The organism is Enterobacter sp. CC120223-11 (genome assembly GCF_900215375.1).
Taxonomy (GTDB): domain Bacteria; phylum Pseudomonadota; class Gammaproteobacteria; order Enterobacterales; family Enterobacteriaceae; genus Scandinavium.
In genome coordinates this window covers 174,523-201,261 of sequence record NZ_OBEF01000004.1, presented here as the reverse complement: position 1 = coordinate 201,261, position 26,739 = coordinate 174,523, and the positions used below count along the sequence as shown (strand labels likewise).

The window sequence follows — 26,739 nt, the reverse complement described above, 5'->3', positions numbered from 1 at the left end:
TCTCCGTGCCGCTGCTCCGACGGCGGCGCTGTTTGCACCTCTGATACACTTGCGCAAGATCGGTCAGGAATATCCTGGGCCGCTTCGGCAAAGTAGGCCATCAGGAGGATGCGATGAACGACAAACACTCTGCGGCGTATCGCCAACGGTTTTCCGCCGTGTGCGAATATATTGCCCGCCATCTGGATGAACCGCTGACGCTGGACAATCTCAGCAGCATGGCCTGCTGTTCGCCTTACCATTTTCACCGTCAGTTTGCGGCTTTCAGCGGCCTGCCGCTGTATCGCTACATTCAGTGGCTGCGCATGCGTCACGCCTCATGGCGGCTGGCGTTTAACCCGCAGGATAAAATTATCGATATCGCTCTCGATGCCGGGTTTCAGAACCCGGAGTCGTTCAGCCGCGCCTTCAAAACCGCGTTTGGCAAAAGTCCGCGTCAGTTCAGGCTCTCCCCGGACTGGCTCGACTGGCACCAGCGCGTCCCGAAAATGGCCTCACAGGAGCAACAAACGATGGACGTTTCAATCATCGATTTCCCCCAAACGAATGTGGCGATGCTGCAACATCGCGGCAGCCCGGAGCTGGTCTACGTCAGCGTAGGACAGTTTATCGCCTGGCGAAAAAGCAGCGGGCTGTCGCCGGTCTATCAGAGTCAGACCTTCTGTGTCGCCTGGGACGATCCTGCCGCCGTGCCGCCGGAAGCGTTCCGTTGTGATATCTGCGGCAGCGTTTCTGAAGCTATTCCGGACAACGAATTTGGCGTGATCAACGGGGAAATCGAAGGCGGGCGCTATGCCGTATGCCGTCATCGCGGCTCGCTGGACAACATCTCGCAAACCGTCACCGCGATGTTCCGCGACTGGCTGCCCGACAGCGGCGAAACCCTGCGCGATGCGCCGCTGTTCTTCCAGTATTACAACTTCGTTAATGATGTGCCTGAGCACGAACTGCAAACGGATATCTATTTGCCGCTTGTGTGACGACCTTGCCGCCGTGGCGTCAGGCTGCGGCGGCAAAACTGCTTATCTCCTGTGACTCAGCGCGACAGATAAGGTACTATCTGCGGCAATATTGCCCCCTGCATGGCCGGGCGAATTCGTTGAGGAATCACAGTTAATGAGCGATATGGCAGAGCGCCTTGCGCTACATGAGTTTACGGAAAAGGCGTACCTTGACTACTCCATGTACGTCATCATGGACCGCGCCTTGCCGTTTATCGGCGACGGCCTGAAGCCAGTTCAGCGCCGCATTGTCTATGCAATGTCCGAACTGGGGCTGAGCGCCAGCGCCAAATTCAAGAAGTCCGCCCGTACCGTTGGTGACGTGCTGGGTAAATACCACCCGCACGGAGACAGCGCCTGCTATGAAGCGATGGTGCTGATGGCGCAGCCGTTCTCCTATCGTTACCCGCTGGTCGACGGCCAGGGGAACTGGGGTGCGCCGGACGATCCGAAATCCTTCGCCGCAATGCGTTACACCGAATCGCGCCTGTCGAAATATGCCGAAGTGCTGCTGGGCGAACTCGGCCAGGGCACCGTGGACTGGCTGCCGAACTTCGATGGCACCATGCAGGAGCCGCGCATGCTGCCGGCGCGTCTGCCGAACATTCTGCTGAACGGCACCACCGGCATCGCCGTGGGCATGGCAACGGACATTCCGCCGCACAACGTGCGCGAAGTGGCTCAGGCGGCTATCACCCTGATTGAAAAGCCAAAAACCACTCTCGACGAACTGCTCGACATCGTGCAGGGGCCGGATTACCCGACCGAAGCCGAAATTATCACTTCCCGCGCCGATATCCGTAAAATTTATCAGAGCGGCCGTGGCTCCGTGCGTATGCGTGCGGTGTGGAAGAAAGAAGACGGTGCCGTGGTGATCACCGCGCTGCCACATCAGGTGTCCGGCGCGCGCGTGCTGGAGCAAATCGCCAGCCAGATGCGCAATAAAAAGCTGCCGATGGTGGACGATCTGCGTGATGAATCGGATCACGAAAACCCGACCCGTCTGGTGATTGTGCCGCGCTCCAACCGAGTGGACATGGATCAGGTGATGAATCACCTGTTCGCCACTACCGATCTGGAAAAAAGCTACCGCATCAACCTGAACATGATCGGCCTGGATAACCGTCCGCAGGTGAAAAACCTGCTGGAGATCCTCACCGAGTGGCTGGCGTTCCGTCGCGACACCGTCAGCCGTCGCCTGAACTACCGCCTGGAAAAAGTGCTCAAGCGCCTGCATATCCTCGAAGGTTTGCTGGTGGCGTTCCTCAACATCGACGAAGTGATTGAGATCATTCGTACTGAGGACGAGCCGAAACCGGCGCTGATGTCGCGTTTTGGCATCAGCGAAACCCAGGCCGAAGCGATCCTCGAGCTGAAATTACGCCACCTCGCCAAACTGGAAGAGGTGAAGATTCGCGGCGAGCAGAGCGATCTGGAAAAAGAGCGCGATCAGATTCAGGCGATCCTCGCCTCCGATCGCAAAATGAGCAACCTGCTGAAGAAAGAGCTGCAGGCCGACGCCGAGGCGTTTGGCGACGATCGCCGCTCTCCGCTGCGCGAGCGCGAAGAAGCGAAGGCGATGAACGAGCACGACATGCTGCCGTCTGAGCCGGTGACCATTGTGCTGTCGCAGATGGGCTGGGTGCGCAGCGCCAAAGGCCACGACATCGACGCCAAAGGCCTGAGCTACAAAGCGGGCGACAGCTGGAAAGCCTCGGCGAAGGGCAAGAGCAACCAGCCGGTGGTGTTTGTCGACACCACGGGCCGCAGCTACGCCATCGACCCGATCACGCTGCCGTCGGCGCGCGGGCAGGGCGAACCGCTTACGGGCAAACTGACGCTGCCGCCGGGTGCCACAGTCGAACATATGCTGATGGAAAATGACGATCGCAAACTGCTGATGGCCTCCGATGCGGGTTACGGTTTCGTCTGTACCTTCAACGATTTAGTGGCGCGTAACCGCGCCGGTAAAGCGCTCATCACCCTGCCGGAAAATGCGCAGGTGATGCCGCCTCTGGTGATTGAAGACGAGTCCGATATGCTGCTTGCCATCACCCAGGCGGGCCGCATGCTGATGTTCCCGCTGAGCGACCTGCCGCAGCTGTCGAAAGGTAAGGGCAACAAGATAATCGGCATTCCTTCCGCCGATGCAGCGAAGGGCGCAGATGGCCTCGCGCACCTCTATATCCTGCCGCCGCAGAGCACGCTGACCATTCACGTTGGCAAACGTAAGATCAAGCTGCGTCCGGAAGAGCTGCAAAAAGTCACCGGCGAGCGCGGTCGTCGCGGCACGCTGATGCGCGGTTTGCAGAAAATCGACAAGATTGACATTGATTCTCCGTTACGCCCGGCCACAAGCGCAGGCGACAGCGAAGAGTGATCCCGAAGCCCCTTCTCTCCGGAAGGGGCCTTAAAATTTGCGGCAAACCGTTGTTAATTCGTGCGTTGCGATTAACAATACCTTCTTAAGGGTCTGCAAGTCACATCCCCTGGCCGATATATAACTCTAAGCGGGCAGGATTTCAGAGGTAGCTATGCTATTGATTTTTCGCGCAATTATCGTTGTCATTTACTGCATCCTGGTGTGCATATTTGGCTGCATTTATTGTCTGTTCAGCCCACGTAATCCTAAACACGTCGCCACCTTTGGCCACATGTTCGGTCGACTGGCGCCGGTCTTTGGGCTGAAAGTCGAAAAACGCCTGCCGGAAGGCTATGAAAACTTCGGTAACGCCATCTATATCGGTAACCATCAGAACAATTACGATATGGTAACGGCCGCCAATATTGTCCTGCCGCCGACGGTCACCGTGGGTAAGAAAAGCCTGCTATGGATCCCGTTTTTCGGCCAACTTTACTGGCTGACCGGCAACCTGCTTATCGATCGTAACAACCGCGCCAAAGCGCACGGCACCATTGCTGAAGTGGTGAATGCCTTCAATAAGCGCAAAATCTCCTTCTGGATGTTCCCGGAAGGCACCCGCAGCCGCGGCCGCGGCCTGCTGCCGTTTAAAACCGGCGCATTCCACGCCGCCATTGCCGCGGGCGTGCCGATTGTGCCGGTGTGCGTGTCCAACACGTCGAACAAGATTAACCTCAACCGCTTTAATAACGGGCTGGTGATTGTCGAAATGCTGCCGCCGATTGATACCAGCGCCTGGGGCAAAGATCAGGTGCGTGACCTGGCGACACACTGCCGTGAAATCATGCAGGCCAAAATCGCCGAACTGGATCTGGAAGTGGCCGAGCGCGAAGCGGCAAATAAGAAAAAGTAAGCGTGTTTTCAGGCTGCCATCAGGTGGCCTGCCATGCTGTTTGGGAACGGTTTCCCTCTGTTTAGCAGTTTGTTTCATGGAGTTTATATGTCACTCAGTCGGCGTCAGTTTATTCAGGCATCCGGAATTGCGCTTTGTGCAGGCTCCGTGCCGCTGAGGGCAAATGCGGCCGGGCAACAGCCCGCCCTGCCGATCCCGCCGCTGCTCGAATCCCGCCGTGGACAGCCCCTGTTTTTAACCCTTCAGCGTGCGCACTGGTCATTCACCCAGGGCACGCGCGCGCCGGTGTGGGGCGTGAACGGGCGCTATCTCGGGCCGACGATCCGCGTCTGGAGCGGTGATGACGTGAAGCTGATTTACAGCAACCGCCTGACGGAAAACGTGGCGATGACCGTGCGTGGTCTGCAGGTGCCGGGCCCGCTGATTGGCGGCGCGGCGCGCATGATGTCGCCGAACGCCGACTGGGCGCCGGTGCTGCCAATTCGCCAGAGCGCCGCCACGCTTTGGTATCAGGCGAACACGCCAAACCATATGGCGCAGCAGGTTTACAATGGCCTCGCGGGCATGTGGCTGGTGGAAGACGAAGTGAGTAAGTCCTTACCTATCCCGAATCACTACGGCGTGGACGACTTCCCGGTGATCATTCAGGACAAGCGCCTCGATAACTTCGGCACGCCGGAGTACAGCGAGCCGGGCAGCGGCGGCTTCGTCGGCGACACGCTGATGGTCAACGGCGCGCAAAGTCCCTATGTCGAAGTTTCCCGCGGCTGGGTGCGCCTGCGCCTGCTGAACGCGTCCAACTCCCGCCGCTATCAGCTGCAAATGAGCGACGGGCGTGCGCTGCACGTGATTTCCGGCGATCAGGGCTTCCTGCCTGCGCCGGTGTCCGTCAAGCAGCTTTCTCTGGCCCCGGGCGAGCGCCGTGAAATTCTGGTTGATATGACCAACGGCGACGAAGTGTCGATCACCTGCGGCGAAGCGGCGAGCATCGTCGACCGCATTCGCGGCTTCTTCGAGCCGTCGAGCATTCTGATTTCGACCCTGGTGCTGACGCTGCGTCCGACCGGGCTGCTGCCGCTGGTGACTGACAGCCTGCCGATGCGCCTGCTGCCGGAGGAGATCCTGACCGGTACGCCGATTCGCAGCCGCGATTTTACCCTCGGCGACGACCCGGGCATTAATGGTCAGCTTTGGGACCCACAGCGTATTGATGTCACGGCACAGCAGGGCAGCTGGGAGCGCTGGACGCTTCGCGCCGACAGCCCGCAGTCGTTCCACATTGAGGGCGTGATGTTCCAGATCCGCAACGTCAACGGCGCGATGCCGTTCCCGGAAGACCGGGGCTGGAAGGACACAGTGTGGATCGATGGTCAGGTTGAGCTACTGGTGTACTACGGTCAGCCGTCGTGGCCGCACTTCCCGTTCCAGTTCTCCAGCCAGACGCTGGAAATGGCGGATCGCGGCTCCGTCGGACAGATGCTGGTGAACCCGGCGCCTTAATCCACAGGGTGAAGGGGGTTATATACCCCTTCATTTTCCGCTACAAACCAGCGTATAATCCCCGCCTTTTGATGTCTCTTTTTTAACCACCCGGAAGCACTATGAGCGCAATTTCCCTGATCCAACCGGATCGCGATCTCTTTTCCTGGCCCCAGTACTGGGCGGCCTGTTTTGGCCCGGCACCTTTTTTACCTATGTCTCGGGAAGAGATGGATCAACTCGGCTGGGACAGCTGCGACATTATTCTGGTAACGGGCGACGCCTACGTCGATCACCCGAGCTTCGGGATGGCCATCTGCGGACGCATGCTCGAAGCCCAGGGCTTCCGCGTCGGCATCATCTCCCAGCCGGACTGGAACAGCAAAGAAGACTTCATGCGTCTGGGCAAGCCGAACCTGTTCTTCGGCGTGACCGCGGGCAACATGGACTCGATGATCAACCGCTACACCGCCGACCGTAAGCTGCGCCACGACGATGCCTACACCGCCGATAACCTGGCGGGCAAGCGCCCGGACCGCGCGACGCTTGTTTATACCCAGCGCTGCAAAGAGGCCTGGAAAGACGTGCCAGTGATCCTCGGCGGCATCGAGGCGAGCCTGCGTCGCTCTGCGCATTATGACTACTGGTCTGATACCGTACGCCGCTCGGTGCTGGTGGATTCCAAAGCCGACATGCTGATTTTCGGCAACGGCGAGCGTCCGCTGGTGGAAGTGGCTCATCGCCTGTCGATGGGTGAGGCTGTCGGTGATATTCGCGACGTGCGCAACACCGCGATCATGGTGAAAGAAGCGCTGCCGGGCTGGAGCGGTGTGGATTCACGTATCATCGATATGCCAGGTAAAATTGACCCGATCCCGCATCCGTACGGTGAAGACCTGCCGTGTGCTGATAACAAACCGGTTGAGCCAAAGAAAGCCGAAGCGAAGGCGATTGTCGTTCAGCCTCCGCGCCCCAAGCCATGGGAAAAAACCTATGTGCTGCTGCCGTCTTACGAGAAAGTCAAAGCCGACAAAGTGCTGTACGCGCATGCCTCCCGTATTCTGCACCATGAAACCAACCCGGGTTGTGCCCGCGCGCTGATGCAAAAGCATGGCGATCGTTTTATCTGGCTGAACCCGCCGGCCATTCCGCTCTCCACCGAAGAGATGGATAGCGTCTTTGCGCTGCCGTACAAACGTGTGCCGCATCCGGCGTATGGCAATGCCCGCATTCCGGCATATGAAATGATCCGTTTCTCGATCAACATCATGCGCGGCTGTTTTGGCGGGTGCTCCTTCTGTTCTATTACCGAGCATGAAGGCCGTATTATTCAAAGCCGTTCAGAAGATTCGATCATCAACGAGATCGAAGCGATTCGCGACACGGTACCGGGCTTTACCGGTATTATCTCCGATCTTGGTGGCCCAACGGCGAACATGTATATGCTGCGTTGTAAGTCGCCGCGCGCCGAGCAAACCTGTCGTCGTCTGTCGTGTGTTTATCCGGATATTTGTCAGCACATGGACACCAACCATGAGCCGACGATCAACCTCTACCGTCGCGCTCGCGATCTGAAAGGCATCAAAAAGATCCTGATCGCCTCCGGCGTGCGTTATGACATTGCGGTGGAAGATCCGCGCTACATCAAAGAGCTGGCAACGCACCACGTCGGCGGCTACCTGAAGATTGCGCCGGAGCACACCGAAGAAGGCCCGCTGTCGAAGATGATGAAGCCGGGGATGGGCAGCTACGACCGCTTCAAGGAGCTGTTCGATACCTACTCGAAACAGGCCGGGAAAGAGCAATATCTGATCCCTTACTTCATTTCGGCACACCCGGGCACCACCGATGAAGACATGGTGAACCTGGCGCTGTGGCTGAAGAAGAACCGCTTCCGTCTCGATCAGGTGCAGAACTTCTACCCGTCGCCGCTCGCCAACTCGACGACCATGTATTACACCGGCAAGAACCCGCTGAGTAAGATTGGCTACAAGAGTGAAGAAGTCTTTATCCCGAAAGGCGATAAGCAGCGACGTCTGCACAAGGCCCTGCTGCGTTACCACGATCCGGCAGGCTGGCCGATGATTCGTCAGGCGCTGGAAGATATGGGCAAAAAGCACCTGATTGGTGGCCGTCGCGAATGCCTGGTGCCGTCGCCGACGCTGGATGAAATGCGTGAAGCGCGTCGCCAGAATCGCCACACTCGCCCGGCGCTGACCAAGCACACGCCTGTCGCGCATCAGCGTAATCCTGGCGCTCGCAAGCCTGCACAGGGCGGCGCGAAAACCGGGGCTTCCACTCCGCGAAACGCCGTAGCCCGAGGGCCGAAGCCTGCCGCTAAGCGCGCTGCGAAGCCATAAAAAAATGCCCGGTCACTGACCGGGCATTTTTCTTTTGGGGCTTAGCCGCCAAACTGATCCGGGTCCGGCCCGAGTCGTTTGCCCTGTTCGAGTTTAGCAATCTCTCCCAGCTCGTCTTTATCCAGGCGGAAATCCCAGACGTCGTAGTTTTCTGCAATACGCGCGGGAGTGACCGATTTCGGGATAACCACCAGGCCGCTGTCGAGGTGCCAGCGAATGACAATCTGTGCAGGGGTTTTGCCATATTTTTCCGCCAGATGGCGAATAATGGTTTGGTCGAACACGCCTTCGCCGCCCTGCGCCAGCGGGCTCCAGGACTCGGTCTGGATCTTGTGCGTTGCGTTCCAGGCATGGAGCTGACGCTGCTGCATCAGCGGGTGAAGCTCAATCTGATTAATGACGGGCGTGACGCCTGTTTCGTCGATCAGCCGTTGCAGGTGGTGTATCTGGAAGTTACACACGCCGATGCTTTTCACCAGCCCCTGCTCCTGAAGCTTAATCATGCCTCGCCAGGCTTCGACGAAGTGGTCGATAGCGGGAACAGGCCAGTGCATCAGGTACAGATCGACATAGTCGAGTTGAAGCTTATCAAGACTCTCTTGCAGGGCCTCCGCCGGGCGCTTCTGATCGTCATTCCACAGCTTGGTGGTGACGAACAGCTCATCGCGCGCGACGCCTGCGCTGGCTAATGCTTTGCCTACGCCATCCTCATTTTTATACGCCGCGGCGGTATCAATGGATCGATAGCCGACCTCCAGCGCCTTATGAATGGCGGTAACGACTTCCTCGTTGCCTGCTTTCCACACGCCAAGACCCAGTTGAGGCATTACGTTGCCGTCCTGGAGTTTGATAAGAGTTGGATGTGTCATGCATTCCTCCTTTTCCCGTCATACTTCAGGCGACAGATGCGCGGACAGCACTAATTGGCCGCTGTCTGTCACTCGAATAAATCGGGGGGTCAAATGAAATTTACCGGAGGAGAACGTGCCCTCCGGCAAATCAGTAACATTAAGTCTGGACGAAATACGAGAAAACGAAAGGTTGAGCGGAAAAAGCCTTAGCGTGCCGCTTCGTAAATGCGACGGCTCACCTCGAGGGTAATATCCTGATTTTCGCCGATTTGCGTCATGCCGTGCTCTTCGAGTTTTTTCAGCAGCGCCGGGATGGTGCTGCCGTCCAGGCCATAGTCGGACAGGCGCGTCGGCACGCCCATGGCTTCGAAGAACTCACGGGTCGCGGCGATCGCGGCGTCGATACGCGCATCGTCAGAGCCCTCGGTGATGTTCCACACGCGTTCAGCATATTGCAGCAGTTTGGCGCGTTTGGTGTCGCGTTTTTCATTCCACAGCGATGGCAGGACAACGGCCAGCGTTTGGGCGTGATCCAGGCCGTGCATTGCCGTCAGTTCGTGGCCCAGCATGTGCGTTGCCCAGTCCTGCGGCACGCCTGCGCCGATCAGACCGTTCAGCGCCTGAGTCGCCGCCCACATCACGTTGGCGCGCACGTCGTAGTTTTCTGGCTCCTTCAGCGCCTTCGGGCCTTCTTCGATAAGCGTCAGCAGAATACCTTCGGCGAAGCGGTCCTGAATTTTGCCGCTGACCGGGTAAGTCACGTACTGCTCAACGGTGTGGACGAAGGCATCCACAACGCCGTTGGCGACCTGGCGAGGTGGCAGGGTGTAGGTGTAAACCGGATCCAGAATGGCGAATACCGGGCGCACCAGCGGGTTCATAAACGCCTGTTTGTCGCCGGTGGTTTTGCGGGAGACCACTGCGCCCATGTTGGATTCAGAACCTGTGGCAGGCAGCGTCAGCACGGAGCCCATCGGAATGGCGCTTTTAATGTGGCTGCCGCCGGTTTGCAGGATTTCCCACGGATCGACACCTTCAGCGTAATGCGCCGCTGCGGCGATAAATTTCGTCCCATCGAGAACGGAACCGCCGCCAACGGCCAGCAAGAAGGTGACCTTCTCATCGCGGGCGATTTTTACTGCGTTCATCAGCGTTTCATAAGAGGGGTTTGGCTCGATGCCGCCGAACTCCAGCACGTCGAGGCCATTCAGGGCGCTCAGCACCTGGTCCAGCACGCCGGTTTTTTTGACGCTGCCGCCGCCATAGGTTACCAGCACGCGGGCATCGGCCGGGATCTGCTCACGCAGATCGGCGATAGCGCCTTTACCAAATAAAATACGGGTTGGAGTATGCAGGTCGAAATTAAACATGGCTTATTCCCTTCATATCGGGTGAAAAAACGGCAACCTGGGGCTACCTGATGATGCGTATTGTGGTCCTGCCGACGAGTTGTCTCAATGCACAAAGCTGCCGATGTATTGCCCATTTCTCCAGGTGACTGGAGAATATGAACAGTTATGCCCACAATACAGTCATCGTAATGCGCCCGGGATATTGCTCACCATGAACCGCGAAGAGACCTGTCTGCTGCTGACGGATAAGATTAAGCAGCTGAAAAATAATGAAGAAAAGTTGAGTCAGCTGCTGCCGGAGATTCGCCTGCTGTATGGCACGCAGCCCGGTACCCGCACGCCGGTAATGTACCAGCCCGGCATCGTTTTTCTCTTTTCCGGCCATAAAATTGGCCATATCAATGAGCGCGTCTTTCGCTACGATGCCACGGAATATCTGCTGCTGACGGTACCGTTACCGTTCGAATGTGAAACCTTTGCCACGCCGGAGGTGCCGCTGGCCGGCCTGCGGCTGAATGTCGATATTCTGCAATTGCAGGAACTGTTGATGGAGATCGGCGAAGACGAGCTGTTCCAGCCGTCGATGGCGGCGAGTGGCATCAACTCCGCCAAACTGTCCGAGGAGATCCTCTGCGCCGCCGAGCGTCTGCTCGACGTGATGGAGCGCCCGTTGGACGCCAGAATATTAGGCAAACAGATTATCCGCGAAATGCTCTACCACGTACTGATGGGGCCACGAGGCGGGGCACTGCTGGCGCTGGTTAGCCGTCAGACGCACTTCAGCCTGATAAGCCGCGTGCTCAAACGCATTGAGAGCCAGTACACGGAAAACCTGAGCGTCGACCAGCTGGCGGCGGAGGCCAACATGAGCGTCTCCGCGTTTCATCACAACTTCAAGTCGGTGACCAGCACCTCGCCGCTGCAGTATCTGAAAACTTACCGCCTGCACAAAGCGCGGATGATGATGGTGCACGATGGCCTGAAGGCCAGCACCGCAGCGATGAAGGTCGGCTATGAGAGCGCGTCGCAGTTCAGCCGGGAATTTAAACGTTACTTCGGGATCACGCCGGGAGAAGATGCGGCGCGTATTCGGGGGATGCAGGGCGTGTAGGGCGAAGCCCTCTCCCATTGGGAGAGGGTTAAATACGGATCAGGCGTTGCTGAACTTCTTCTTAATCACCACAATCACCGTGCCGAGCAGGCCCGCGACCAGCAGGAATATCGGCAGGATCATCAGGAATGTCATGACCTGGTCTTCATGCTGTTTCACAAACGGGATCATGCTCAGGGCATAGCCAAAGCTCATCACCACGCCAACCCACAGCACTGCGCTTAGCCAGTTAAAGAACTGGAAGCGACGATTGGATAAACCGGAAATGCCCGCCATGGTCGGCAGCAGGGTGCGGACAAACGCAAGAAAGCGCCCGGCGAGCAGGGCCAGCAGGCCATGCCTGTCGAACATGCAGGTTGCACGCTCATGATATTTTACGGGAAGCTGCGCCAGCCAGCCCTTCACCGTTTTGGTGTTACCCAACCAGCGACCCTGAACATAGCTCAGCCAACAACCGAGGCTTGCCGCAGCCGTGAGAATCGCTAAGGTAGGCACGAAGTCCATCACGCCTTTGGCAATAAGCGCGCCAGCGAGCAGCAGCAGGCTATCTCCGGGTAAGAAAGACGCAGGCAAAAGGCCATTTTCTAAAAATAGCGTTGCAAACATCACCAGATAAACAACCCCCACGATGTGAGGATCCGCCAATGCGGCAAAATCATGCTGCCAGAGAGCGGCGGCAATCTCCTGGATAACAACCATGGACTTTCCTGTGGACTGACATTTTCTGTGTAGTGTACTCCTGAATCACCCGGGATGCCTTGATCCCGGGCGCAACAATGCAGGCAGTTTTTGCGGGGACTGTCTGAAATTGTGTCCATCGGTGGCCACTTTACACGATGCGTTCAAAGCCCGCCGCTAAATCGAGGAGAAGATCGTCAACATTCTCTAAACCGATGTGCAGTCGAATCAGCGTGCCGCTGAAGTCAGGCTTGCCGTTAGGGCGAATGGCGGCCAGCTGTTCCGGCTGATTCGGCAGGATCAGCGACTCGTAGCCACCCCAGGAGTAGGCCATGCTGAAGAGCGTAAAGTTATCGAGATAGGCCGCAAGTTCGCTGTCGCTCAGGCGTTTTTTGAGAACAAATGAGAAAAGGCCGCTGCTGCCCGTAAAGTCTCGTTTCCAAAACTCATGGCCTTTGCTTCCCGGTAACGCAGGATGATTCACGCGTTCTACCTGCGGATGCTGTGCCAGCCATTCGGCAATTTTAAGACTGCTTTCGTGATGCTGACGCAGGCGCACGCCCAGGGTGCGCAGGCCACGGCTGGTCATATAGGCGGTGTCCGCATCCACCATCTGTCCCATCAGGTAGGCGTTTTCACGCAGCTGATCCCAGCAGCGGGCGTTGGCAACGGCGGTGCCTATCATGCCGTCCGAGTGTCCAATCAGGTATTTAGTGGCGGCCTGAATGGAAATATCGATATCAAACTCAAGCGCTTTAAACAGCACGCCCGCTGCCCATGTGTTGTCGATCATGATGATGGCCTCTGGCGCCACGCGGCGCACTGCGCTCACGATGGCCGGTACGTCATGCACTTCCATGGTGATCGAGCCAGGAGATTCCAGGAACACAACTTTGGTGTTGGGCTGAATCAGGTCGGCGATGCCTGCGCCAATCAGCGGGTCGAACCAGCCGGTGGTGACGCCGAGTTTGGCAAGAATTTTTGTGCAGAAGTCCTGGCTCGGCTCGTAGGCGCTATTGGTCATCAGGACGTGATCGCCATGTTCGACAAACGCCAGAATAGAGTTCGCCACCGCGGCCGCGCCACAGGGGAACAGGGCACAGCCTGCACCGCCCTCCAGCTCGCACATGGCTTCCTGCAAAGAGAAGTGAGTCAGCGTACCGCGGCGGCCGTAAAAGAGTTCACCCTTTGCGCGATTGCGCGTGGCGTGCTTTTTGGCTTCCACCGTTTCGAAAACCAGGGATGATGCGCGCTGAACGACGCTGTTCACCGAGCCTAGGGTATATTTTTTACTGCGGCCAGCGTTCACCAGCACGGTATCAAGTTGCTTATCGGACATGTTCGCCTTACCTGTTTTTATACGTCTGGACGTCTAAACTAACATGGTTGCGCGGTGAAATACGACTGGCGCAGAGATTAAGCAGAAAATTTTGCCAGAATGCGGCAAAGCACCTTTTTTACTGCGTGAGCGCAATGAAACTTAGCGATGATTGCGTCAATATGTAAATAGTAATGAGAACGACTATCAATTCGACGACTTTTTGATATCATTACGCTCAGATTTTGTGATTTAGATCCTGGAGAAACAGAGTGGGTAATAATTTGATGCAGGCGGATCTCTCCGTTTGGGGTATGTATCATCATGCCGACATCGTGGTTAAAGTGGTTATGATCGGCCTGATTCTGGCATCGGTTGTCACCTGGGCAATCTTCTTCAGTAAAAGCACCGAACTGCTGTCGCAAAAGCGCCGCCTCAAGCGAGAGCAGCAGCAGCTGGGCGAAGCCCGCTCCCTGAATCAGGCCAGCGAGATCGCTACCGCCTTCCCGGCCAAAAGCCTCAGCGTCCAGTTGCTGAACGAAGCGCAGAACGAGCTGGAACTCTCCGCAGGTGCCGAAGATAACGAAGGCATTAAAGAGCGTACCGGCTTCCGTCTGGAGCGTCGTGTAGCGGCGGCTGGCCGTCATATGGGCCGTGGCAACGGCTACCTGGCGACCATCGGCGCAATCTCCCCGTTCATTGGCCTGTTCGGTACCGTCTGGGGCATCATGAACAGCTTCATCGGCATTGCCCAGACGCAGACCACAAACCTCGCTGTCGTTGCACCGGGCATCGCAGAAGCGCTGCTGGCAACCGCCATCGGCCTGTTTGCCGCGATTCCTGCCGTGGTTATCTACAACATTTTTGCCCGCATGATTGGCAGCCACAAAGCGCTGCTCGGTGATGTGGCCGCCCAGGTTCTGCTGCTGCAGAGCCGTGACCTCGACCTCAATGCCAGCGGCACGCCGCCGGTACGTACCGCCCAGAAATTACGGGTAGGGTGATAGCCAATGGCAATGCGTCTGAACGAAAATCTGGACGACAACGGCGAAATGCATGAGATCAACGTGACGCCGTTTATCGACGTCATGCTGGTGCTACTGATTATCTTTATGGTAGCCGCACCGCTGGCAACCGTAGATGTGAAGGTCAATCTGCCGGCCTCCTCCAGCCAACCGCAGCCGCGCCCGGACAAGCCGGTGTATCTGTCGGTGAAAGCGGATAACAGCATGTTCCTCGGCAATGATCCGATCACCGACGAAACGATGGTGAACGCGATCAACGCCCTGACCGAAGGCAAGAAAGACACCACCATCTTCTTCCGCGCGGATAAAACCGTGAACTACGAGACGATGATGAAGGTGATGGATACCCTGCATCAGGCGGGTTACCTGAAAATCGGCCTTGTGGGTGAAGAGCACGCCGCGGCGAAATAACCGCGCTGAAACCATGAAGAACCGGCCAATGGCCGGTTTTTTTATGCCCTTTTTTTAGCGTGTCTGGCGGCAATAGAGACTAAAGTGAAATTGATAACCCACTGATATATCCTGATTATTTTCCTTCTGCCACTGGCGCGCCCTGCAAACTTCTCTACGCTTATTCAGGAACATTATAAAAACATCCCCTGTACAGTATGAGGAACCACTATGGCCCTCCCGACTTTATTTCACACAGCCTCTCCCTCTCGTGACCTGATTTCTCTCTCTGCTATTCGCCGCCGTGCCGACCGCCTGATGCTGGCTCTGGTGTGGATCCTCTGGGCCATCAGCCTGGCGCTTGGCGTGCTGATGGCCCAGGCCGTTATCGCCCTGATTGGCGCAAGCCTGCTCGCGGGGCTGGCGACGCTTGCCTGCCTGCTCATGCCGGGCCGGCTGGTCACGCGACTGCTGCTTGCCTTTATTTTGATGGGTTACTCCGCGCTGCTGATCCAACTGGGAGAAGGCGAAACGGAATATCACTTCTCTGTGTTTGTGCTGCTCTCGGCCCTGCTCGCCTGGCGTGACTGGAAGCCACTGGTAATGGGGGCCGCGGTAATAGCCGTGCATCATTTGCTATTCAACTATCTGCAGGAATACGACCTTTTTGGCGTGGTGGTGTTTGCGATGGGTGCCGGGCTGCATATGGTGCTGATGCATGCGGCGTTCGTTGTGGCTCAGGCCATCATCCTGGTGCTGATGGCGCTGCGGATGGAGCAGGATGCGCGCTCGGCCAGTGAAGTGGCAAAGCTCGCATCGGTCATCAATCGTGAACCCGGCATTCTGACGCTGACGCAGGAAACCTCTCCCGGGCACTCCTCGTTTGCCCGTACCTTCAGCCTGACCCTCGGCACTATGCGCAGCACGCTCGAACAGGTGACTCATGGCGTGACGCAGCTTCTGGAAGACGCGCAGACCTTATTGCAGCGCAATACCGCGTTGTCGGAGCGCACGGATAACCAGGCGCAGTCGTTAGCCGTTGCGGCCAGCGCCATGGAGCAGCTGTTAGGCGCGGCGGCGCAAACCAGTGAGAAGGCGAGCGAGGCACGTGGCCTGGCGCTGAAGGCCAGCGATGTGGCGCAGCAGGGCGGGGAGAACATTCGGGCGGCAATGGCGTCGATGGTCCATATTCGCGACGAATCATTGCGGATTAACGGCATTCTCGAACTGATTGACGGTATCGCGTTTCAGACCAATATTCTGTCGCTGAACGCGTCGGTGGAGGCGGCGAGGGCCGGTGAGCACGGCAAAGGTTTCGCCGTAGTGGCCGCCGAGGTCAGGACGCTGGCGCTGCGTTGTGAAAGCGCGGCGAAGGATATTCGCCAACTGATAGCCGCCTCGGTGGAGAGCACGCAGCAGGGCGCCGATCAGGTAGAGCAGGCCGGGAAGACCATGCAGGTGATGATTGGCAGTATCGAAAGTCTGCACAGTCTGGTAGAGGCGCTGTCGCTGATGAGCGAGCAGCAGCGGGCGAGTATTCTGCAAATCAACGGCAGCATATCGAGCATAGATGCCAGCGTGCAGGAAAACGTGCGGCACGTGGCGCAAACGATGCAGGTGGCGCAGCAACAGCAGTGGCAAACGGGTGAGCTGAAGACCGCAATTTCGGTCTTCAGACTGGTGTGATCAGGTTTTATTCGCTGCGGGCACCGCAGCGGATTCCTGCGGTGCAACGATATTGACGCTGGTGGTTCGACAGTTGCCATCCGACAGCTTCCGTGACAGGCGCAGCGTGGCCGTTTCACGAGCCAGAATGTGCTGATAGCTGGCTTCAATATGCGCGAGGATTTTCTCTTTCAGCTGCGGATTGCGCTGGATGATTTCTGCCAGCGCCGCGCCGTAAATCTCTTCCTTGACCTGAAAGGCGTAAATCTCCCGGCGATACTGCCACTTCATGCGCACAAGCGCCGCAGGTATCGAGACGAGGGCGCGGGCAATCTCGGCGATGACTGCATTTTTTTCATTATTGAGCGCCTGGAGATTATGCTGCAGAACGACTTCGTCGCTTTTTTTGTCGTCTAAAGTCAAATAAACGTTATTATTCTCACCCTCTTTCATTTTTTATTCAGCCTGAAAGTCGTAAAATAGAGATGTGGTTTTTTCACGCGTGATCAAATTAAGCCAAATTTCGCTGCCTTCTTCATTAATTTTATCGGTGTGTTTGGCAATGATTTGGCTTAATTCCTGCGCGTCAATTTCCCCTTCAATTTGTAAATCATTAAGCACGCGCGCAAAAGCTTCAATTTTAAGCACGCGGAACAGCCTGTCGGTAATATGGCGGTCGCGTTCTTCCAGTAGCATATTGCGTGACTGACCGCTGCCACCTGGCGTGGCTAATATATCAGCGGAAAAATTTGCGAGGGTTCTCTTTCCCTGAGCTAAATTAGTGTCACTTTCTGCTGTCGGGTTATTTTGCTCGGTGTTTGAGATATGGAAACGTGCCGGGATCAGTGACTCGGGTATCATGACTGATGTCCTTTTAGTTTCAATGAGATAAGGGAGGTAAAGGTGTGAGGTTTGTTGACAATATCATGGCGTAAATTTAAAATCAAAAAAAATGGAGCCAACCATGAACAGTATTATCTATTTTGTGATCGCATTGCTGGTGCTCACGGTTGTTATTCTTTTAATCATCTCTGGTCTGTTTAAAAATGAAGTGACGGAAGAAACGCCTGCGCCTCTTTCGGTGAAAATGCTGAGCAAAGAAGAGGGTGAAGACCACTTCTCTACGCTGATGAATGCGATAACACCGGTATGGTACTGGCGTGTTAATCATGAATATATTGATTTTCTTCATGCCACAATAAAACGGATGAGCATCACTGAATTAAATGCCACCGAGGGGTTGTTTGACGCCCAGCGGCGCTGCAGCGATCTCAATTCGGCAGTATACAAGTATTATGACAATATCAAAAAGCGCTGCCTTAATGGTGAAAAGGTGCCCCAGGGCGACCTCGATGTGCTCAACCTCCAGCAGTGCTTCCGCGAATTTAGCCTGAATGCCTATCCGTCGCTGGTGGCGCTGGTGTGGCCGGAGTTTCAGCGCCCAAAGGTAGACCCGCAGGCGGTTTGATGTTGTTGCCAGTCCGGCGGATGCCCTCTCCCTAACCCTCTCCCAAAGGGAGAGGGAATCGAACGGAGCGCGTTTTGATTTTCCCTCTCCCCGAGGAGAGCAAATTCACCGGAGTGGATTTTGACTCTCTCCCTCTTCCTTTGGGAGAGGGCCGGGGAGAGGGGTGAACCTTACTTATCCGAGGAAGCCTGCCATAAATTCAGCTGCCCGTCGGCGACGTGCTGGTCAATCTGCGCCAGCTCCTGCGGGGTAAAGGTGAGGTTGTTCAGCGCCTGCACATTCTCCTCCAGCTGCTCCGGGCGGCTGGCACCAATCAGTACCGACGTCACTCGGTTATCCTTCAGCAGCCAGCTCAGCGCCATCTGTGCCATGCTCTGCCCGCGCGACTGTGCCATTTCCTGCAGCAGTCGAAGACTTTGCAGATTGCTTTCGCTGAGCATATTTTCCGTCAGCCCGCGCGCTTTTTTCCCTTCGGTCTGCATTCTGGATCCGTCCGGGATGCCGTTCAGGTATTTCCCCGTCAGCAGCCCCTGGGCCAATGGCGTGAAGGCGATGCAGCCGACGCCGTTCTCTTCCAGCGTATCAAGCAGCCCGGTTTTATCGACCCAACGGTTCAGCAGGTTATAGGAGGGCTGGTGGATCAGCAGCGGAATTTTCCACTCGCGCAGCAGCGCTACCATTTGTTGAGTACGCTCGGTCGAATAAGACGAAATGCCCACGTACAGCGCTTTTCCGCTCTGCACGGCCTGAGCCAGCGCCGCGGCAGTCTCTTCCATCGGTGTTTTTTCATCAACGCGATGGGAATAGAAGATGTCGACATAGTCGAGGCCCATGCGTTTCAGGCTCTGGTCGAGGCTTGCCAGCAGATACTTGCGTGAACCGCCGGAACCGTAAGGGCCAGGCCACATGTCGTAGCCCGCTTTCGTCGAAATAATCAGTTCATCACGGTAAGCCGCAAAATCTTCCCGCAGCAGGCGGCCAAAGTTTTCCTCTGCGCTGCCCGGCGGTGGGCCATAGTTATTAGCAAGATCGAAATGAGTAATGCCCAAATCAAAGGCTTTACGCAGCAGCGCACGCTGGGAATCGAGCGACTGAACGTGACCAAAACTGTGCCATAACCCCAGCGACAGGGCGGGCAGCTGCAGCCCACTGTTGCCGCAATAGCGGTACTGCATCTGTTCATAACGGTCGGAACGGGCAAGCCATGACATATAAGCTCCTTCTGGTCTATATTTTGAAACAACGTTTCTATATTAGCGCCTGAAAAGGTTCCAGTAAGCCCGGGCGATCACAGAGCTGGCAGTTGAAAAGGAAGAATGCGATGACCCGAATGACGGCGAAAGACTTTCCTCAGGAGTTGCTCGACTACTACGACTATTACGCCCACGGCAAAATTACCAAGCGTGAATTTCTGCATCTCGCGGGCAAATACGCGGTGGGTGGTGTCACAGCGCTGGCGCTGTTTAATTTGCTCAAGCCCAACTACGCGCTGGCGGAGCAGGTGGCGTTCACCGACCCGGCCATCAAGCCGGAATATATCGAATACCCCTCCCCGAACGGTCACGGTAAGGTGCGCGGCTATCAGGTGACGCCCACTGGCGGCAGCGGTAAGTTCCCTGCGGTGGTCGTTGTCCACGAAAATCGTGGCCTTAATCCCTATATTGAAGACGTGGCACGCCGCGTCGCCAAAGCCGGGTTTATTGCGCTGGCTCCGGACGGGCTGAGTTCGGTGGGCGGCTATCCTGGGAACGACGATGAAGGGCGTGCGCTTCAGCAGCAGGTCGATCCGACGAAGCTGATGAACGACTTTTTCGCCGCCGTTGAGTTTATGCAGCGCCATCCGCAGGCAACGGGCAAAGTCGGGATCACCGGTTTCTGCTATGGCGGAGGCGTGTGTAATGCGGCTGCGGTGGCTTATCCGGAACTGGCCTGCGCGGTGCCGTTTTATGGCCGCCAGCCAGCGGTTGCCGACGTCCCCAAAATTAAAGCACCGTTGCTTTTGCACTATGCCGGGCTGGATAAGGGCATCAACGAAGGCTGGCCCGCCTATGAGCAGGCGCTGAAGGCAAATCATAAAGTCTATGAAGGCTATGTCTATCCGGGCGTGAACCACGGTTTTCATAATGATTCTACGCCGCGCTATGACCAGGCCGCTGCGGAGCTGGCATGGAAACGTACCCTTGAGTGGTTCAACCGCTACCTGAAGTGAAAGTTTCACAAAAATATAATCACAAAAGGTTAGGAATTCTCCGGGCGCTGCCGATAACGAGGTAACTGTGATGCTTGTCACAATAACCTTGCAACGGCCAGGAGAATTCATGCATTTGCTTCGTAACTTTACTATCCGGATGGTCATGCTGATCATCCTCGGCATTTTTGGTCTGCTGTGGTCCGGCGTCGGGCTGTACAGCGTCCACTCTTTGTCGAAACTTTCCCAGGGCAATGAAGTGGACAGAGCGCTGGTGAAACAGATGACGCTGCTAAGCCAGGGCAACGATCAGTATTTTCGTTTTGTCACCCGTCTCAGTCGGGCGATGGAGAGCAAAGAGGCAGGCGGCGCGGCAGATTTCGCCCCGGCGCAACAGGCGCTGGACAACATGCGTTCAAAGCTTGAAGCGCTGAAAGCGATGTCGCCAGGGCCGATGGATGCGCAGGTTTCTGCTGCAACTCTCGCCAGCTGGCAGGCGCTGCTGGATAACGGCGTCGCGCGTCAGATGGAGCTGGCGGCTCAGGGTTCTGTAGAAGAGTATCGACAGCAGGCCAACAACGTCACACCTGCGCTCAGTCGAGCCTTCGGTGCGAGTACGGAGAAATTTAACGCCCAGGCCAGTATCGCCCTCGATCAGACCCGCGTGGTGGTCGATCACCTGACCTCCGTTACCCGTACGCTTATTATCGCAGCTGTGGTTATAGGTCTGTTATTGCTCATCTTTTCCGACCGCTACCTGGTGACGATGCTGGTGAAGCCACTTGAGCAAGTTCGCCACCATTTCCGCCTGATGGCGCAGGGCGATCTCAGTGAGTCGATGTCGCCGTTTGGCCGCAACTGTGTGGGGCAACTGGTGCCACTGCTGAACAGCATGCAGGACAGCCTGCGTGATGCGGTCAGCTCAATTCGTCACGGCAGTGAAAACATCTGGCGCGGCGCGACGGAAATCTCCTCCGGCAATAACGACCTCTCTTCACGCACGGAAGAACAGGCGTCCGCGCTGGAAGAAACGGCAGCGAGCATGGAGCAGCTGACTGCCACCGTCAGGCTGAACGCCGATAACGCGCAGCAGGCAAGCCAGCTGGCGGACGTTGCCTCCCAAACCGCAAGCAAAGGCGGCAGGCTGGTGGGCTCCGTGGTGGAGACCATGTCCGGCATTGCCGACAGCTCGAAGAAAATTGCTGAAATTACCACCGTCATCAACAGCATCGCTTTCCAGACCAACATTCTGGCGCTGAACGCGGCGGTGGAAGCGGCCCGGGCGGGCGAGCAGGGACGCGGGTTTGCGGTCGTTGCCGGAGAAGTGCGCAATCTGGCAAGCCGCAGCGCCGGCGCGGCAAAAGAGATTGAGGGGCTGATTACTGATTCCGTCACCCGCATCGACAGCGGCGTGCGGCTGGTGAACGACACCGGCAGCACAATGGACGCCATCCTCCGTGCCGTGCAGGAAGTGACGGCCCTGATGAAGCAGATTGCCAGCGCGTCGGCGGAGCAGAGCAAAGGGATCTCCCAGGTCGGCATCGCCATCACCCAGATGGACAGCGTCACCCAGCAAAACGCCTCGCTGGTGGAGCAGGTTTCCGCCGCAGCTTCCGCTCTGGAGCAGCAAACCCAGGCGCTCCAGCGCTCGGTGCAGCAGTTCCGTTTATCCGCAGAGGACGCCGTCACTGAACCCGCAACGCCTCCTTCGCGAAAACCCCTCTCTTCCCCAGAATGGGTAGCTTTCTAAAAATCGCTGGATAATGCTTAAAATATCGCTATATAATTTTTTATATAGCGATTTGAGGGCAAGCGATGGACAACCATTTTGGTAAAGGTCTGATAGCCGGGCTGAATGCGGCGCAGGCCGAGGCGGCGGCAAACGTCGGGCAGTTTTGCGCCGATTACAAACGGGGATTTGTGCTGGGGTTTAGCCACCGAATGTTTGAGCAGACCGGTGACAGGCAGCTCAGCGCCTGGGAAGCGGGCGTACTGACGCGCCGCTACGGCCTCGATAAAGATATGGTGATGGATTTTTTCCGCGAAAATAATTCAGAGGCGGCGGTTCGCTACTTCATGGCGGGCTACCGCGTCGAGCGCTGAGTCTTCGTTTGACAGCGAAATCAGCGTCTGACCAATCGCCGCGCCGTTTTTGCCGGTGTGCTTAATCTGATACATCGAAATATCGGCCCGCAAAAGTGCCGCGCTGAAATCATCTTCGGCCTGCACCTCATTGATACCAATTGACGCCCCGACGCTGGCCGTCCCGCTTGCCAGTTCAAACGGCGTCAGCGCCGCGCGCAGGCAGTTGTGGGCGGTGCTCCACACCAGCAAACTGTTGAGCGAGAACGGCAGCAGCAGCACAAACTCATCGCCGCCGAGTCGCCCGACGACAGATTCCGGCGGGCAGGCTTCGCGCAGGCGCTGGCTCAGTTGGATCAGCAGTTCATCGCCGCAGCGGTGACCAAACCGGTCGTTCACCGCTTTAAAATCGTCTAAATCGATAAAGGCCACGCACATTGCCTCGTCCTGCTGCATGCGGGAAAAGTGCTTCAGCAGCGCGTGGCGGTTGGCGAGCCCGGTCAGCGGATCGTGGTTTGCCAGCTGAGAAAGCTGCTCTTCGTACTGCTTCTCTTTGGTCATGTCGATGTGGGTGCCAGTGACCTTCAGCGGCCTGCCGTCGGCGTCCCACTCGCTCACGCGCCCGCGATCTAAAACCCAGGTGACGGTGCCGTTGCTGTGCAGCATTCGGTGCAGCGCTTCGTAATAGGGGGCTTTACCTTCCAGATGACTGTAAAACGCGTCTAAAACCCGCTGCTTATCTTCCGGGTGCAGGTGCTCCCGCCACACGTCGAAACGAGCGCTCAGGGCTTTGGGCTGATAGCCGAGCATCGCGCCCCAGCGGCGGTTATAAATAATCAGTTTCCCGCTCGGAATATCCAGCTGCCATAAGCACAGTCCCGTACCGTCCAGCGCAGCGCTGAGCTTGCTTTTTGCATCACGGGCGATGCGCAGCAGGCGAGCGTTATGCTTTTTCAGATTCTGGATCTGTAACTTAAGTGAAATTTCAGACATTTGCGGGCCAAATGCGAACAGGAACCATATTCATACTAATAATGTATTGGCGTGTAAATATGATGTGAGAAAAAAGTGACCGGACGATGACGTCCGGTCGGCGGGAAGGATTAACTCTGACGCTTATCTTCAGTATTGGTGTCGAAATCGCTGGCGCTGTGGCGCTCATGCAACTGCTCGTTGAGCGGCCCCTGCGCACGGTTGACGATGCGTCCACGCTTCACCGCCGGGCGATTGCCCACGTCCTGCGCCCAGCGCAGCACGTTTTTGTAGCTTTCAGCATCGAGGAACTCTGCCGCGTTATACACCGCGCCGAGCACCACGTTGCCGTACCACGGCCAGATGGCCATATCGGCGATGCTGTACTCTTCACCCGCCACGTAGCGGTTTTTCGCCAGCTGCTTGTCCAGCACGTCCAGCTGGCGCTTGGCTTCCATTGTGAAGCGATCAATCGCGTACTCAATTTTCACCGGCGCATAGTTATAGAAGTGGCCGAAGCCGCCGCCGAGGAACGGCGCCGCGCCCTGCAGCCAGAACAGCCAGTTCAGCGCTTCGGTGCGCGCGGCCGGATCTTTGGGCAGGAAGTGGCCAAATTTTTCCGCCAGATAGAGCAGGATCGAACCGGACTCAAACACGCGGAGCGGCGGATTGACTGAATGATCGCTCAGGGCCGGAATTTTGGAGTTCGGGTTCACATCGACAAAGCCGCTGGAGAACTGATCGCCTTCGCCAATGCGGATCATCCAGGCGTCGTATTCGGCTCCTGTTACGCCGAGCGCCAGAAGTTCTTCCAGCATGATCGTGACTTTCTGGCCATTCGGCGTGCCGAGGGAATAAAGCTGCAAAGGGTGCGTGCCGACCGGCAGCGCCTTTTCGTGCGTCGGGCCGGAGATCGGGCGGTTAATGTTGGCGAACGCGCCGCCGTTGTTCTTTTTCCACTCCCAGACTTTCGGAGGCTGATAGTTGGTGTCAGACATATGAGTACCTGGTTTGTTGGTTGAAGTATTCAGGCAGTGTAGCAGGTCAAAAAGCCGGGCTTTAACATTCAGCGGCGTAATTCCTGCGCCAGGCCAATAAAGGCCTTCAGCCCCGGGGGAACGTGACGTCTGCCGGGGTAGTAGAGTTGCAGGCCGCCGAACGGCTGACTCCACTCGTCCATTACGCTGACCAGGCGTCCGGCGGCAATATCCTTATCCACAAACCCGTTGGAGATAAACGCGATGCCGATCCCGCTGAGCGCGGCGCGGTGGATGGCGCGCATTTCGTTGAGCACGATCCGCGGCGGCACGTTGACGTTGAATTTCTGCTGGTTGCGCTCCAGCTCCCAGTGATAAATCCCACCGTGCGACATGCGCATGCCGACGCTCTGATGCTTCAGTAAATCATCCGGCGACTGCGGCGTGCCATGCTCGGCGAAATATTCCGGCGTGGCGACAACCCGCATGCGAATTTCCGGCGTGAGCGGCACGGCAATCATGTCCTGCGGCACGGATTCCGCCAGGCGGATCCCCGCGTCATAGCCCTCCGCCACAATATCCACCAGCCGGGACTCGCTGGTTATTTCCAGCCGCATTTGCGGGAAGCGCTTCAGGAAGGTGTCGATAAGCGGCTCATAGAGTATCGACACGCTCTCCTGCGGGGCATTAATACGCAGCGTGCCGGTGGGTGTATCGGGCTGGGCGGTGATTTCTTCCGATGCACGCTGAATTTCAGCCAGCGCAGGCGCGATGCGTTCGACATAGCGCTCGCCTGCGGGCGTCAGCGCCACGCTGCGGGTGGAGCGGTTGAACAGCCGGACTTTCAGACGACTTTCCAGCCCAGCGACGGCATTGCTTACCGCCGTGGCGGACATGCCGAGCTCGCGTGCGGCGGCGCGAAAGCTTTGACGATGGGCAACGGCGAGCACCACTTCCAGCTCCGTGATTCCTGTGCGATGCATAGATTATCCCGATTTTCGTGACAGTCCATTCAGGATAGACCCTCTTATCGTGGCGGTCATCCGTTTCTATACTCGCTCCACAAACTGAATTCGTGGAGAACACCATGCAGCGCATCGACAGCATTTACATCAACGGCGAGTTCGTCACTCCGCACGGCGAAGAGCGCTTTGAGCTTTACAATCCGGCTACTGAGGCGGTGATTGGCACCGTGCGCCTCGCCGACGAAGTCGATGCCGAACGGGCGATTGCGGCCGCTAAAGCCGCTTTCCCCGCCTGGTCACGTACGAGTAAAGAAGAGCGCATCGCGGTGCTGAAACGTATGCATGCGGCGGTGGCGGCGCGTGAAGATGACCTGTTCGAAGCGATTGTTACCGAATACGGCGCGCCACGTTCCAGAAGCCGCTGGATGGCGCAATATCCTGCGGACGTCATTGCTCAGGCCATTGAGGCGCTGGAGTCTTTTGAATTTGTAGAACAGGCGGGCAGCGCGCAGGTGATCATGACGCCGGTTGGCGTAGCGGGCCTGATTACGCCGTGGAACAGCGACGCTGGTTTTATCTGCAATAAGCTTGCGACGGCAATGGCGGCGGGCTGTACGGCGGTGATAAAGCCGAGTGAAATGAGCGCCATGCAGACGCAGATTGTGACCGAAGCGCTGCATGCGGCAGAGATTCCGGCGGGCGTGTTCAATATCGTTACCGGGCGCGGCGAGGTGGTCGGTGAGGTGATTAATCATCACCCGGATATCGCCAAGATCTCCTTTACTGGTTCGACGGCGGTAGGCAAACACATCGTGGAAAGCGGCGCGAGGACGCTGAAGCGCGTCACGCTGGAGCTGGGCGGGAAGTCACCGACGATTATTCTGGACGATGCCGATCCTGCTCAGGCCGTGCCGCTGGCGCTGGCGGCAGGCTTTATGAACAGCGGGCAGGCTTGCGTGGCCGGGACGCGTATTCTGGTGCCGCGCAGTCGGCAGACGGAATTTGAGCAGGCGTTTGCCGGGGCGGTAAGCCAGGTGCAGTCCGGCGATCCGCGTGATGAGAGAACAGAAATCGGCCCGATGGTCAGCCGCAAGCAGTGGCAGCGGGTGCAGGACTATATCCGCCTTGGCGTGGAAGAGGGCGCGAAGCTGCTGGCGGGCGGCGAAGGGCGTCCGGCGGGCATGGCACAAGGCTGGGGCGTGAAGCCGACGCTGTTTGTCGGCCATAACCAGATGCGTATAGCGCGCGAAGAGATCTTCGGCCCGGTGCTGGTGATGATCCCTTACGGCGACGAAGCCGAAGCACTGGCGATCGCCAACGACACGACTTACGGCCTCAGCGCGATGGTGCTTGGCGGCGATACCGAACGTGCAGTGCGCGTCACGCAGCAAATCGAGTCTGGCCGAGTGCTGGTGAACACGATGGCGCATGAGCCAAAAGCCCCGTTCGGCGGCGTGAAGCAGTCCGGTCTGGGCCGTGAAATGGGCAAATGGGGGATGCAGGCGTACCTGGAAGCGAAAACGCTGCTGGTGGGATAAGGCTGAATTGCCGGGCGGCGCGTTGCTTGCCCGGCCCAAAGTTA

At 57.3% G+C, this 26,739-nt stretch carries 24 protein-coding genes; 14 read left to right on the top strand and 10 right to left on the bottom strand.

The window, feature by feature from the left end; translation table 11 throughout:
• Positions 1–113: 113 nt before the first annotated feature.
• From CRO87_RS06735 to CRO87_RS06715, 5 genes are all read left to right on the top strand, one after another.
• Positions 114–980, top strand: coding sequence for a GyrI-like domain-containing protein (locus tag CRO87_RS06735; protein WP_097162164.1), 867 nt, complete (start codon positions 114–116; stop codon positions 978–980).
• 136 nt (positions 981–1,116) lie between these two features.
• A complete protein-coding gene (parC, locus tag CRO87_RS06730; protein ID WP_097162163.1) occupies positions 1,117–3,381 on the top strand; it encodes a DNA topoisomerase IV subunit A in 2,265 nt (754 codons plus the stop codon).
• A 154-nt stretch (positions 3,382–3,535) separates the two neighbouring features.
• The gene (locus tag CRO87_RS06725) at positions 3,536–4,276 is read left to right on the top strand and encodes a 1-acylglycerol-3-phosphate O-acyltransferase (protein WP_097162162.1); all 741 of its coding nucleotides are present in this window, start codon (positions 3,536–3,538) and stop codon (positions 4,274–4,276) included.
• Between the two features lie 87 nt (positions 4,277–4,363).
• A complete protein-coding gene (ftsP, locus tag CRO87_RS06720) occupies positions 4,364–5,776 on the top strand; it encodes a cell division protein FtsP (protein WP_097162161.1) in 1,413 nt (470 codons plus the stop codon).
• Between the two features lie 101 nt (positions 5,777–5,877).
• Positions 5,878–8,115, top strand: a complete 2,238-nt coding sequence (locus CRO87_RS06715; RefSeq protein ID WP_097162160.1) for a YgiQ family radical SAM protein — start codon at positions 5,878–5,880, stop codon at positions 8,113–8,115.
• Between the two features lie 41 nt (positions 8,116–8,156).
• On the opposite strand, the gene dkgA is transcribed toward CRO87_RS06715, so the two are convergent.
• Both dkgA and yqhD read right to left on the bottom strand, forming a co-directional pair.
• The gene (gene dkgA / locus CRO87_RS06710; protein WP_097162159.1) at positions 8,157–8,984 is read right to left on the bottom strand and encodes a 2,5-didehydrogluconate reductase DkgA; all 828 of its coding nucleotides are present in this window, start codon (positions 8,982–8,984) and stop codon (positions 8,157–8,159) included.
• 188 nt (positions 8,985–9,172) lie between these two features.
• Positions 9,173–10,336, bottom strand: a complete 1,164-nt coding sequence (gene yqhD / locus CRO87_RS06705; RefSeq protein WP_097162158.1) for an alcohol dehydrogenase — start codon at positions 10,334–10,336, stop codon at positions 9,173–9,175.
• Positions 10,337–10,529: 193 nt separating this feature from the next.
• Here yqhD and CRO87_RS06700 point away from each other — a divergent pair, with 193 nt between their 5' ends.
• Complete coding sequence (locus CRO87_RS06700) at positions 10,530–11,429, top strand: AraC family transcriptional regulator (protein ID WP_097162157.1); 900 nt, start codon at positions 10,530–10,532, stop codon at positions 11,427–11,429.
• A gap of 39 nt (positions 11,430–11,468) precedes the next feature.
• On the opposite strand, the gene yghB is transcribed toward CRO87_RS06700, so the two are convergent.
• Positions 11,469–12,128, bottom strand: a complete 660-nt coding sequence (yghB, locus tag CRO87_RS06695; protein WP_097162156.1) for a DedA family general envelope maintenance protein YghB — start codon at positions 12,126–12,128, stop codon at positions 11,469–11,471.
• 130 nt (positions 12,129–12,258) lie between these two features.
• Positions 12,259–13,446, bottom strand: a complete 1,188-nt coding sequence (metC, locus tag CRO87_RS06690) for a cystathionine beta-lyase (RefSeq protein WP_097162155.1) — start codon at positions 13,444–13,446, stop codon at positions 12,259–12,261.
• A 251-nt stretch (positions 13,447–13,697) separates the two neighbouring features.
• On the opposite strand from metC, the gene exbB reads away from it, so the two are divergent.
• From exbB to CRO87_RS06670, 3 genes are all read left to right on the top strand, one after another.
• Positions 13,698–14,429, top strand: a complete 732-nt coding sequence (exbB, locus tag CRO87_RS06680) for a tol-pal system-associated acyl-CoA thioesterase (RefSeq protein WP_097162154.1) — start codon at positions 13,698–13,700, stop codon at positions 14,427–14,429.
• Between the two features lie 6 nt (positions 14,430–14,435).
• On the top strand, positions 14,436–14,861 hold the full coding sequence (exbD, locus tag CRO87_RS06675) for a TonB system transport protein ExbD (protein WP_097162153.1): 426 nt from the start codon (positions 14,436–14,438) through the stop codon (positions 14,859–14,861).
• Between the two features lie 210 nt (positions 14,862–15,071).
• Positions 15,072–16,526 carry a methyl-accepting chemotaxis protein gene (locus tag CRO87_RS06670; RefSeq protein WP_097162152.1) on the top strand — a complete coding sequence of 485 codons (1,455 nt, stop codon included), beginning with the start codon at positions 15,072–15,074 and terminating at the stop codon, positions 16,524–16,526.
• Here CRO87_RS06670 and CRO87_RS06665 read toward each other — a convergent pair whose 3' ends face one another.
• Positions 16,527–16,958 (bottom strand): cytoplasmic protein, encoded by a 432-nt coding sequence (locus CRO87_RS06665; RefSeq protein ID WP_097162151.1) that lies wholly within the window; start codon positions 16,956–16,958, stop codon positions 16,527–16,529.
• A 3-nt stretch (positions 16,959–16,961) separates the two neighbouring features.
• On the bottom strand, positions 16,962–17,366 hold the full coding sequence (locus CRO87_RS06660) for a hypothetical protein (protein WP_097162150.1): 405 nt from the start codon (positions 17,364–17,366) through the stop codon (positions 16,962–16,964).
• A gap of 103 nt (positions 17,367–17,469) precedes the next feature.
• Here CRO87_RS06660 and CRO87_RS06655 point away from each other — a divergent pair, with 103 nt between their 5' ends.
• Complete coding sequence (locus tag CRO87_RS06655; RefSeq protein ID WP_369680098.1) at positions 17,470–17,973, top strand: ESA_00282 family adhesion-associated protein; 504 nt, start codon at positions 17,470–17,472, stop codon at positions 17,971–17,973.
• Between the two features lie 170 nt (positions 17,974–18,143).
• On the opposite strand, the gene CRO87_RS06650 is transcribed toward CRO87_RS06655, so the two are convergent.
• Positions 18,144–19,184 carry an aldo/keto reductase gene (locus CRO87_RS06650; RefSeq protein WP_097162148.1) on the bottom strand — a complete coding sequence of 347 codons (1,041 nt, stop codon included), beginning with the start codon at positions 19,182–19,184 and terminating at the stop codon, positions 18,144–18,146.
• Positions 19,185–19,294: 110 nt separating this feature from the next.
• On the opposite strand from CRO87_RS06650, the gene yghX reads away from it, so the two are divergent.
• From yghX to CRO87_RS06635, 3 genes are all read left to right on the top strand, one after another.
• Positions 19,295–20,182 (top strand): YghX family hydrolase, encoded by an 888-nt coding sequence (yghX, locus tag CRO87_RS06645; RefSeq protein WP_097162147.1) that lies wholly within the window; start codon positions 19,295–19,297, stop codon positions 20,180–20,182.
• Between the two features lie 109 nt (positions 20,183–20,291).
• Positions 20,292–21,911 (top strand): methyl-accepting chemotaxis protein, encoded by a 1,620-nt coding sequence (locus CRO87_RS06640; RefSeq protein WP_097162146.1) that lies wholly within the window; start codon positions 20,292–20,294, stop codon positions 21,909–21,911.
• A gap of 65 nt (positions 21,912–21,976) precedes the next feature.
• Entirely contained in the window at positions 21,977–22,264 is a 288-nt protein-coding gene (locus CRO87_RS06635; RefSeq protein ID WP_097162145.1) for a DUF2623 family protein, read from the top strand.
• Here CRO87_RS06635 and CRO87_RS06630 read toward each other — a convergent pair.
• The 3 genes from CRO87_RS06630 to CRO87_RS06620 form a co-directional block, all read right to left on the bottom strand.
• Complete coding sequence (locus CRO87_RS06630; protein ID WP_097162144.1) at positions 22,214–23,236, bottom strand: sensor domain-containing diguanylate cyclase; 1,023 nt, start codon at positions 23,234–23,236, stop codon at positions 22,214–22,216. The genes CRO87_RS06635 and CRO87_RS06630 overlap by 51 nt on opposite strands.
• 110 nt (positions 23,237–23,346) lie before the next feature.
• Positions 23,347–24,213, bottom strand: a complete 867-nt coding sequence (gene yghU, locus CRO87_RS06625; RefSeq protein WP_097162143.1) for a glutathione-dependent disulfide-bond oxidoreductase — start codon at positions 24,211–24,213, stop codon at positions 23,347–23,349.
• Positions 24,214–24,281: 68 nt separating this feature from the next.
• Positions 24,282–25,175, bottom strand: a complete 894-nt coding sequence (locus tag CRO87_RS06620; protein WP_097162142.1) for a LysR family transcriptional regulator — start codon at positions 25,173–25,175, stop codon at positions 24,282–24,284.
• Positions 25,176–25,279: 104 nt separating this feature from the next.
• On the opposite strand from CRO87_RS06620, the gene CRO87_RS06615 reads away from it, so the two are divergent.
• Positions 25,280–26,695, top strand: coding sequence for an aldehyde dehydrogenase family protein (locus tag CRO87_RS06615; protein ID WP_097162141.1), 1,416 nt, complete (start codon positions 25,280–25,282; stop codon positions 26,693–26,695).
• Positions 26,696–26,739 lie beyond the last annotated feature (44 nt).

Bases quoted from the DNA above. Each gene is read 5' to 3' on its own strand.
- CRO87_RS06735 (WP_097162164.1), top strand. From the start codon at position 114: ATGAACGACAAACACTCTGCGGCGTATCGCCAACGGTTTTCCGCCGTG.
- parC (WP_097162163.1), top strand. From the start codon at position 1,117: ATGAGCGATATGGCAGAGCGCCTTGCGCTACATGAGTTTACGGAAAAG.
- CRO87_RS06725 (WP_097162162.1), top strand. From the start codon at position 3,536: ATGCTATTGATTTTTCGCGCAATTATCGTTGTCATTTACTGCATCCTG.
- ftsP (WP_097162161.1), top strand. From the start codon at position 4,364: ATGTCACTCAGTCGGCGTCAGTTTATTCAGGCATCCGGAATTGCGCTT.
- CRO87_RS06715 (WP_097162160.1), top strand. From the start codon at position 5,878: ATGAGCGCAATTTCCCTGATCCAACCGGATCGCGATCTCTTTTCCTGG.
- dkgA (WP_097162159.1), bottom strand. From the start codon at position 8,984: ATGACACATCCAACTCTTATCAAACTCCAGGACGGCAACGTAATGCCT.
- yqhD (WP_097162158.1), bottom strand. From the start codon at position 10,336: ATGTTTAATTTCGACCTGCATACTCCAACCCGTATTTTATTTGGTAAA.
- CRO87_RS06700 (WP_097162157.1), top strand. From the start codon at position 10,530: ATGAACCGCGAAGAGACCTGTCTGCTGCTGACGGATAAGATTAAGCAG.
- yghB (WP_097162156.1), bottom strand. From the start codon at position 12,128: ATGGTTGTTATCCAGGAGATTGCCGCCGCTCTCTGGCAGCATGATTTT.
- metC (WP_097162155.1), bottom strand. From the start codon at position 13,446: ATGTCCGATAAGCAACTTGATACCGTGCTGGTGAACGCTGGCCGCAGT.
- exbD (WP_097162153.1), top strand. From the start codon at position 14,436: ATGGCAATGCGTCTGAACGAAAATCTGGACGACAACGGCGAAATGCAT.
- CRO87_RS06670 (WP_097162152.1), top strand. From the start codon at position 15,072: ATGGCCCTCCCGACTTTATTTCACACAGCCTCTCCCTCTCGTGACCTG.
- CRO87_RS06665 (WP_097162151.1), bottom strand. From the start codon at position 16,958: ATGAAAGAGGGTGAGAATAATAACGTTTATTTGACTTTAGACGACAAA.
- CRO87_RS06660 (WP_097162150.1), bottom strand. From the start codon at position 17,366: ATGATACCCGAGTCACTGATCCCGGCACGTTTCCATATCTCAAACACC.
- CRO87_RS06655 (WP_369680098.1), top strand. From the start codon at position 17,470: ATGAACAGTATTATCTATTTTGTGATCGCATTGCTGGTGCTCACGGTT.
- CRO87_RS06650 (WP_097162148.1), bottom strand. From the start codon at position 19,184: ATGTCATGGCTTGCCCGTTCCGACCGTTATGAACAGATGCAGTACCGC.
- yghX (WP_097162147.1), top strand. From the start codon at position 19,295: ATGACCCGAATGACGGCGAAAGACTTTCCTCAGGAGTTGCTCGACTAC.
- CRO87_RS06640 (WP_097162146.1), top strand. From the start codon at position 20,292: ATGCATTTGCTTCGTAACTTTACTATCCGGATGGTCATGCTGATCATC.
- CRO87_RS06635 (WP_097162145.1), top strand. From the start codon at position 21,977: ATGGACAACCATTTTGGTAAAGGTCTGATAGCCGGGCTGAATGCGGCG.
- CRO87_RS06630 (WP_097162144.1), bottom strand. From the start codon at position 23,236: ATGTCTGAAATTTCACTTAAGTTACAGATCCAGAATCTGAAAAAGCAT.
- yghU (WP_097162143.1), bottom strand. From the start codon at position 24,213: ATGTCTGACACCAACTATCAGCCTCCGAAAGTCTGGGAGTGGAAAAAG.
- CRO87_RS06620 (WP_097162142.1), bottom strand. From the start codon at position 25,175: ATGCATCGCACAGGAATCACGGAGCTGGAAGTGGTGCTCGCCGTTGCC.
- CRO87_RS06615 (WP_097162141.1), top strand. From the start codon at position 25,280: ATGCAGCGCATCGACAGCATTTACATCAACGGCGAGTTCGTCACTCCG.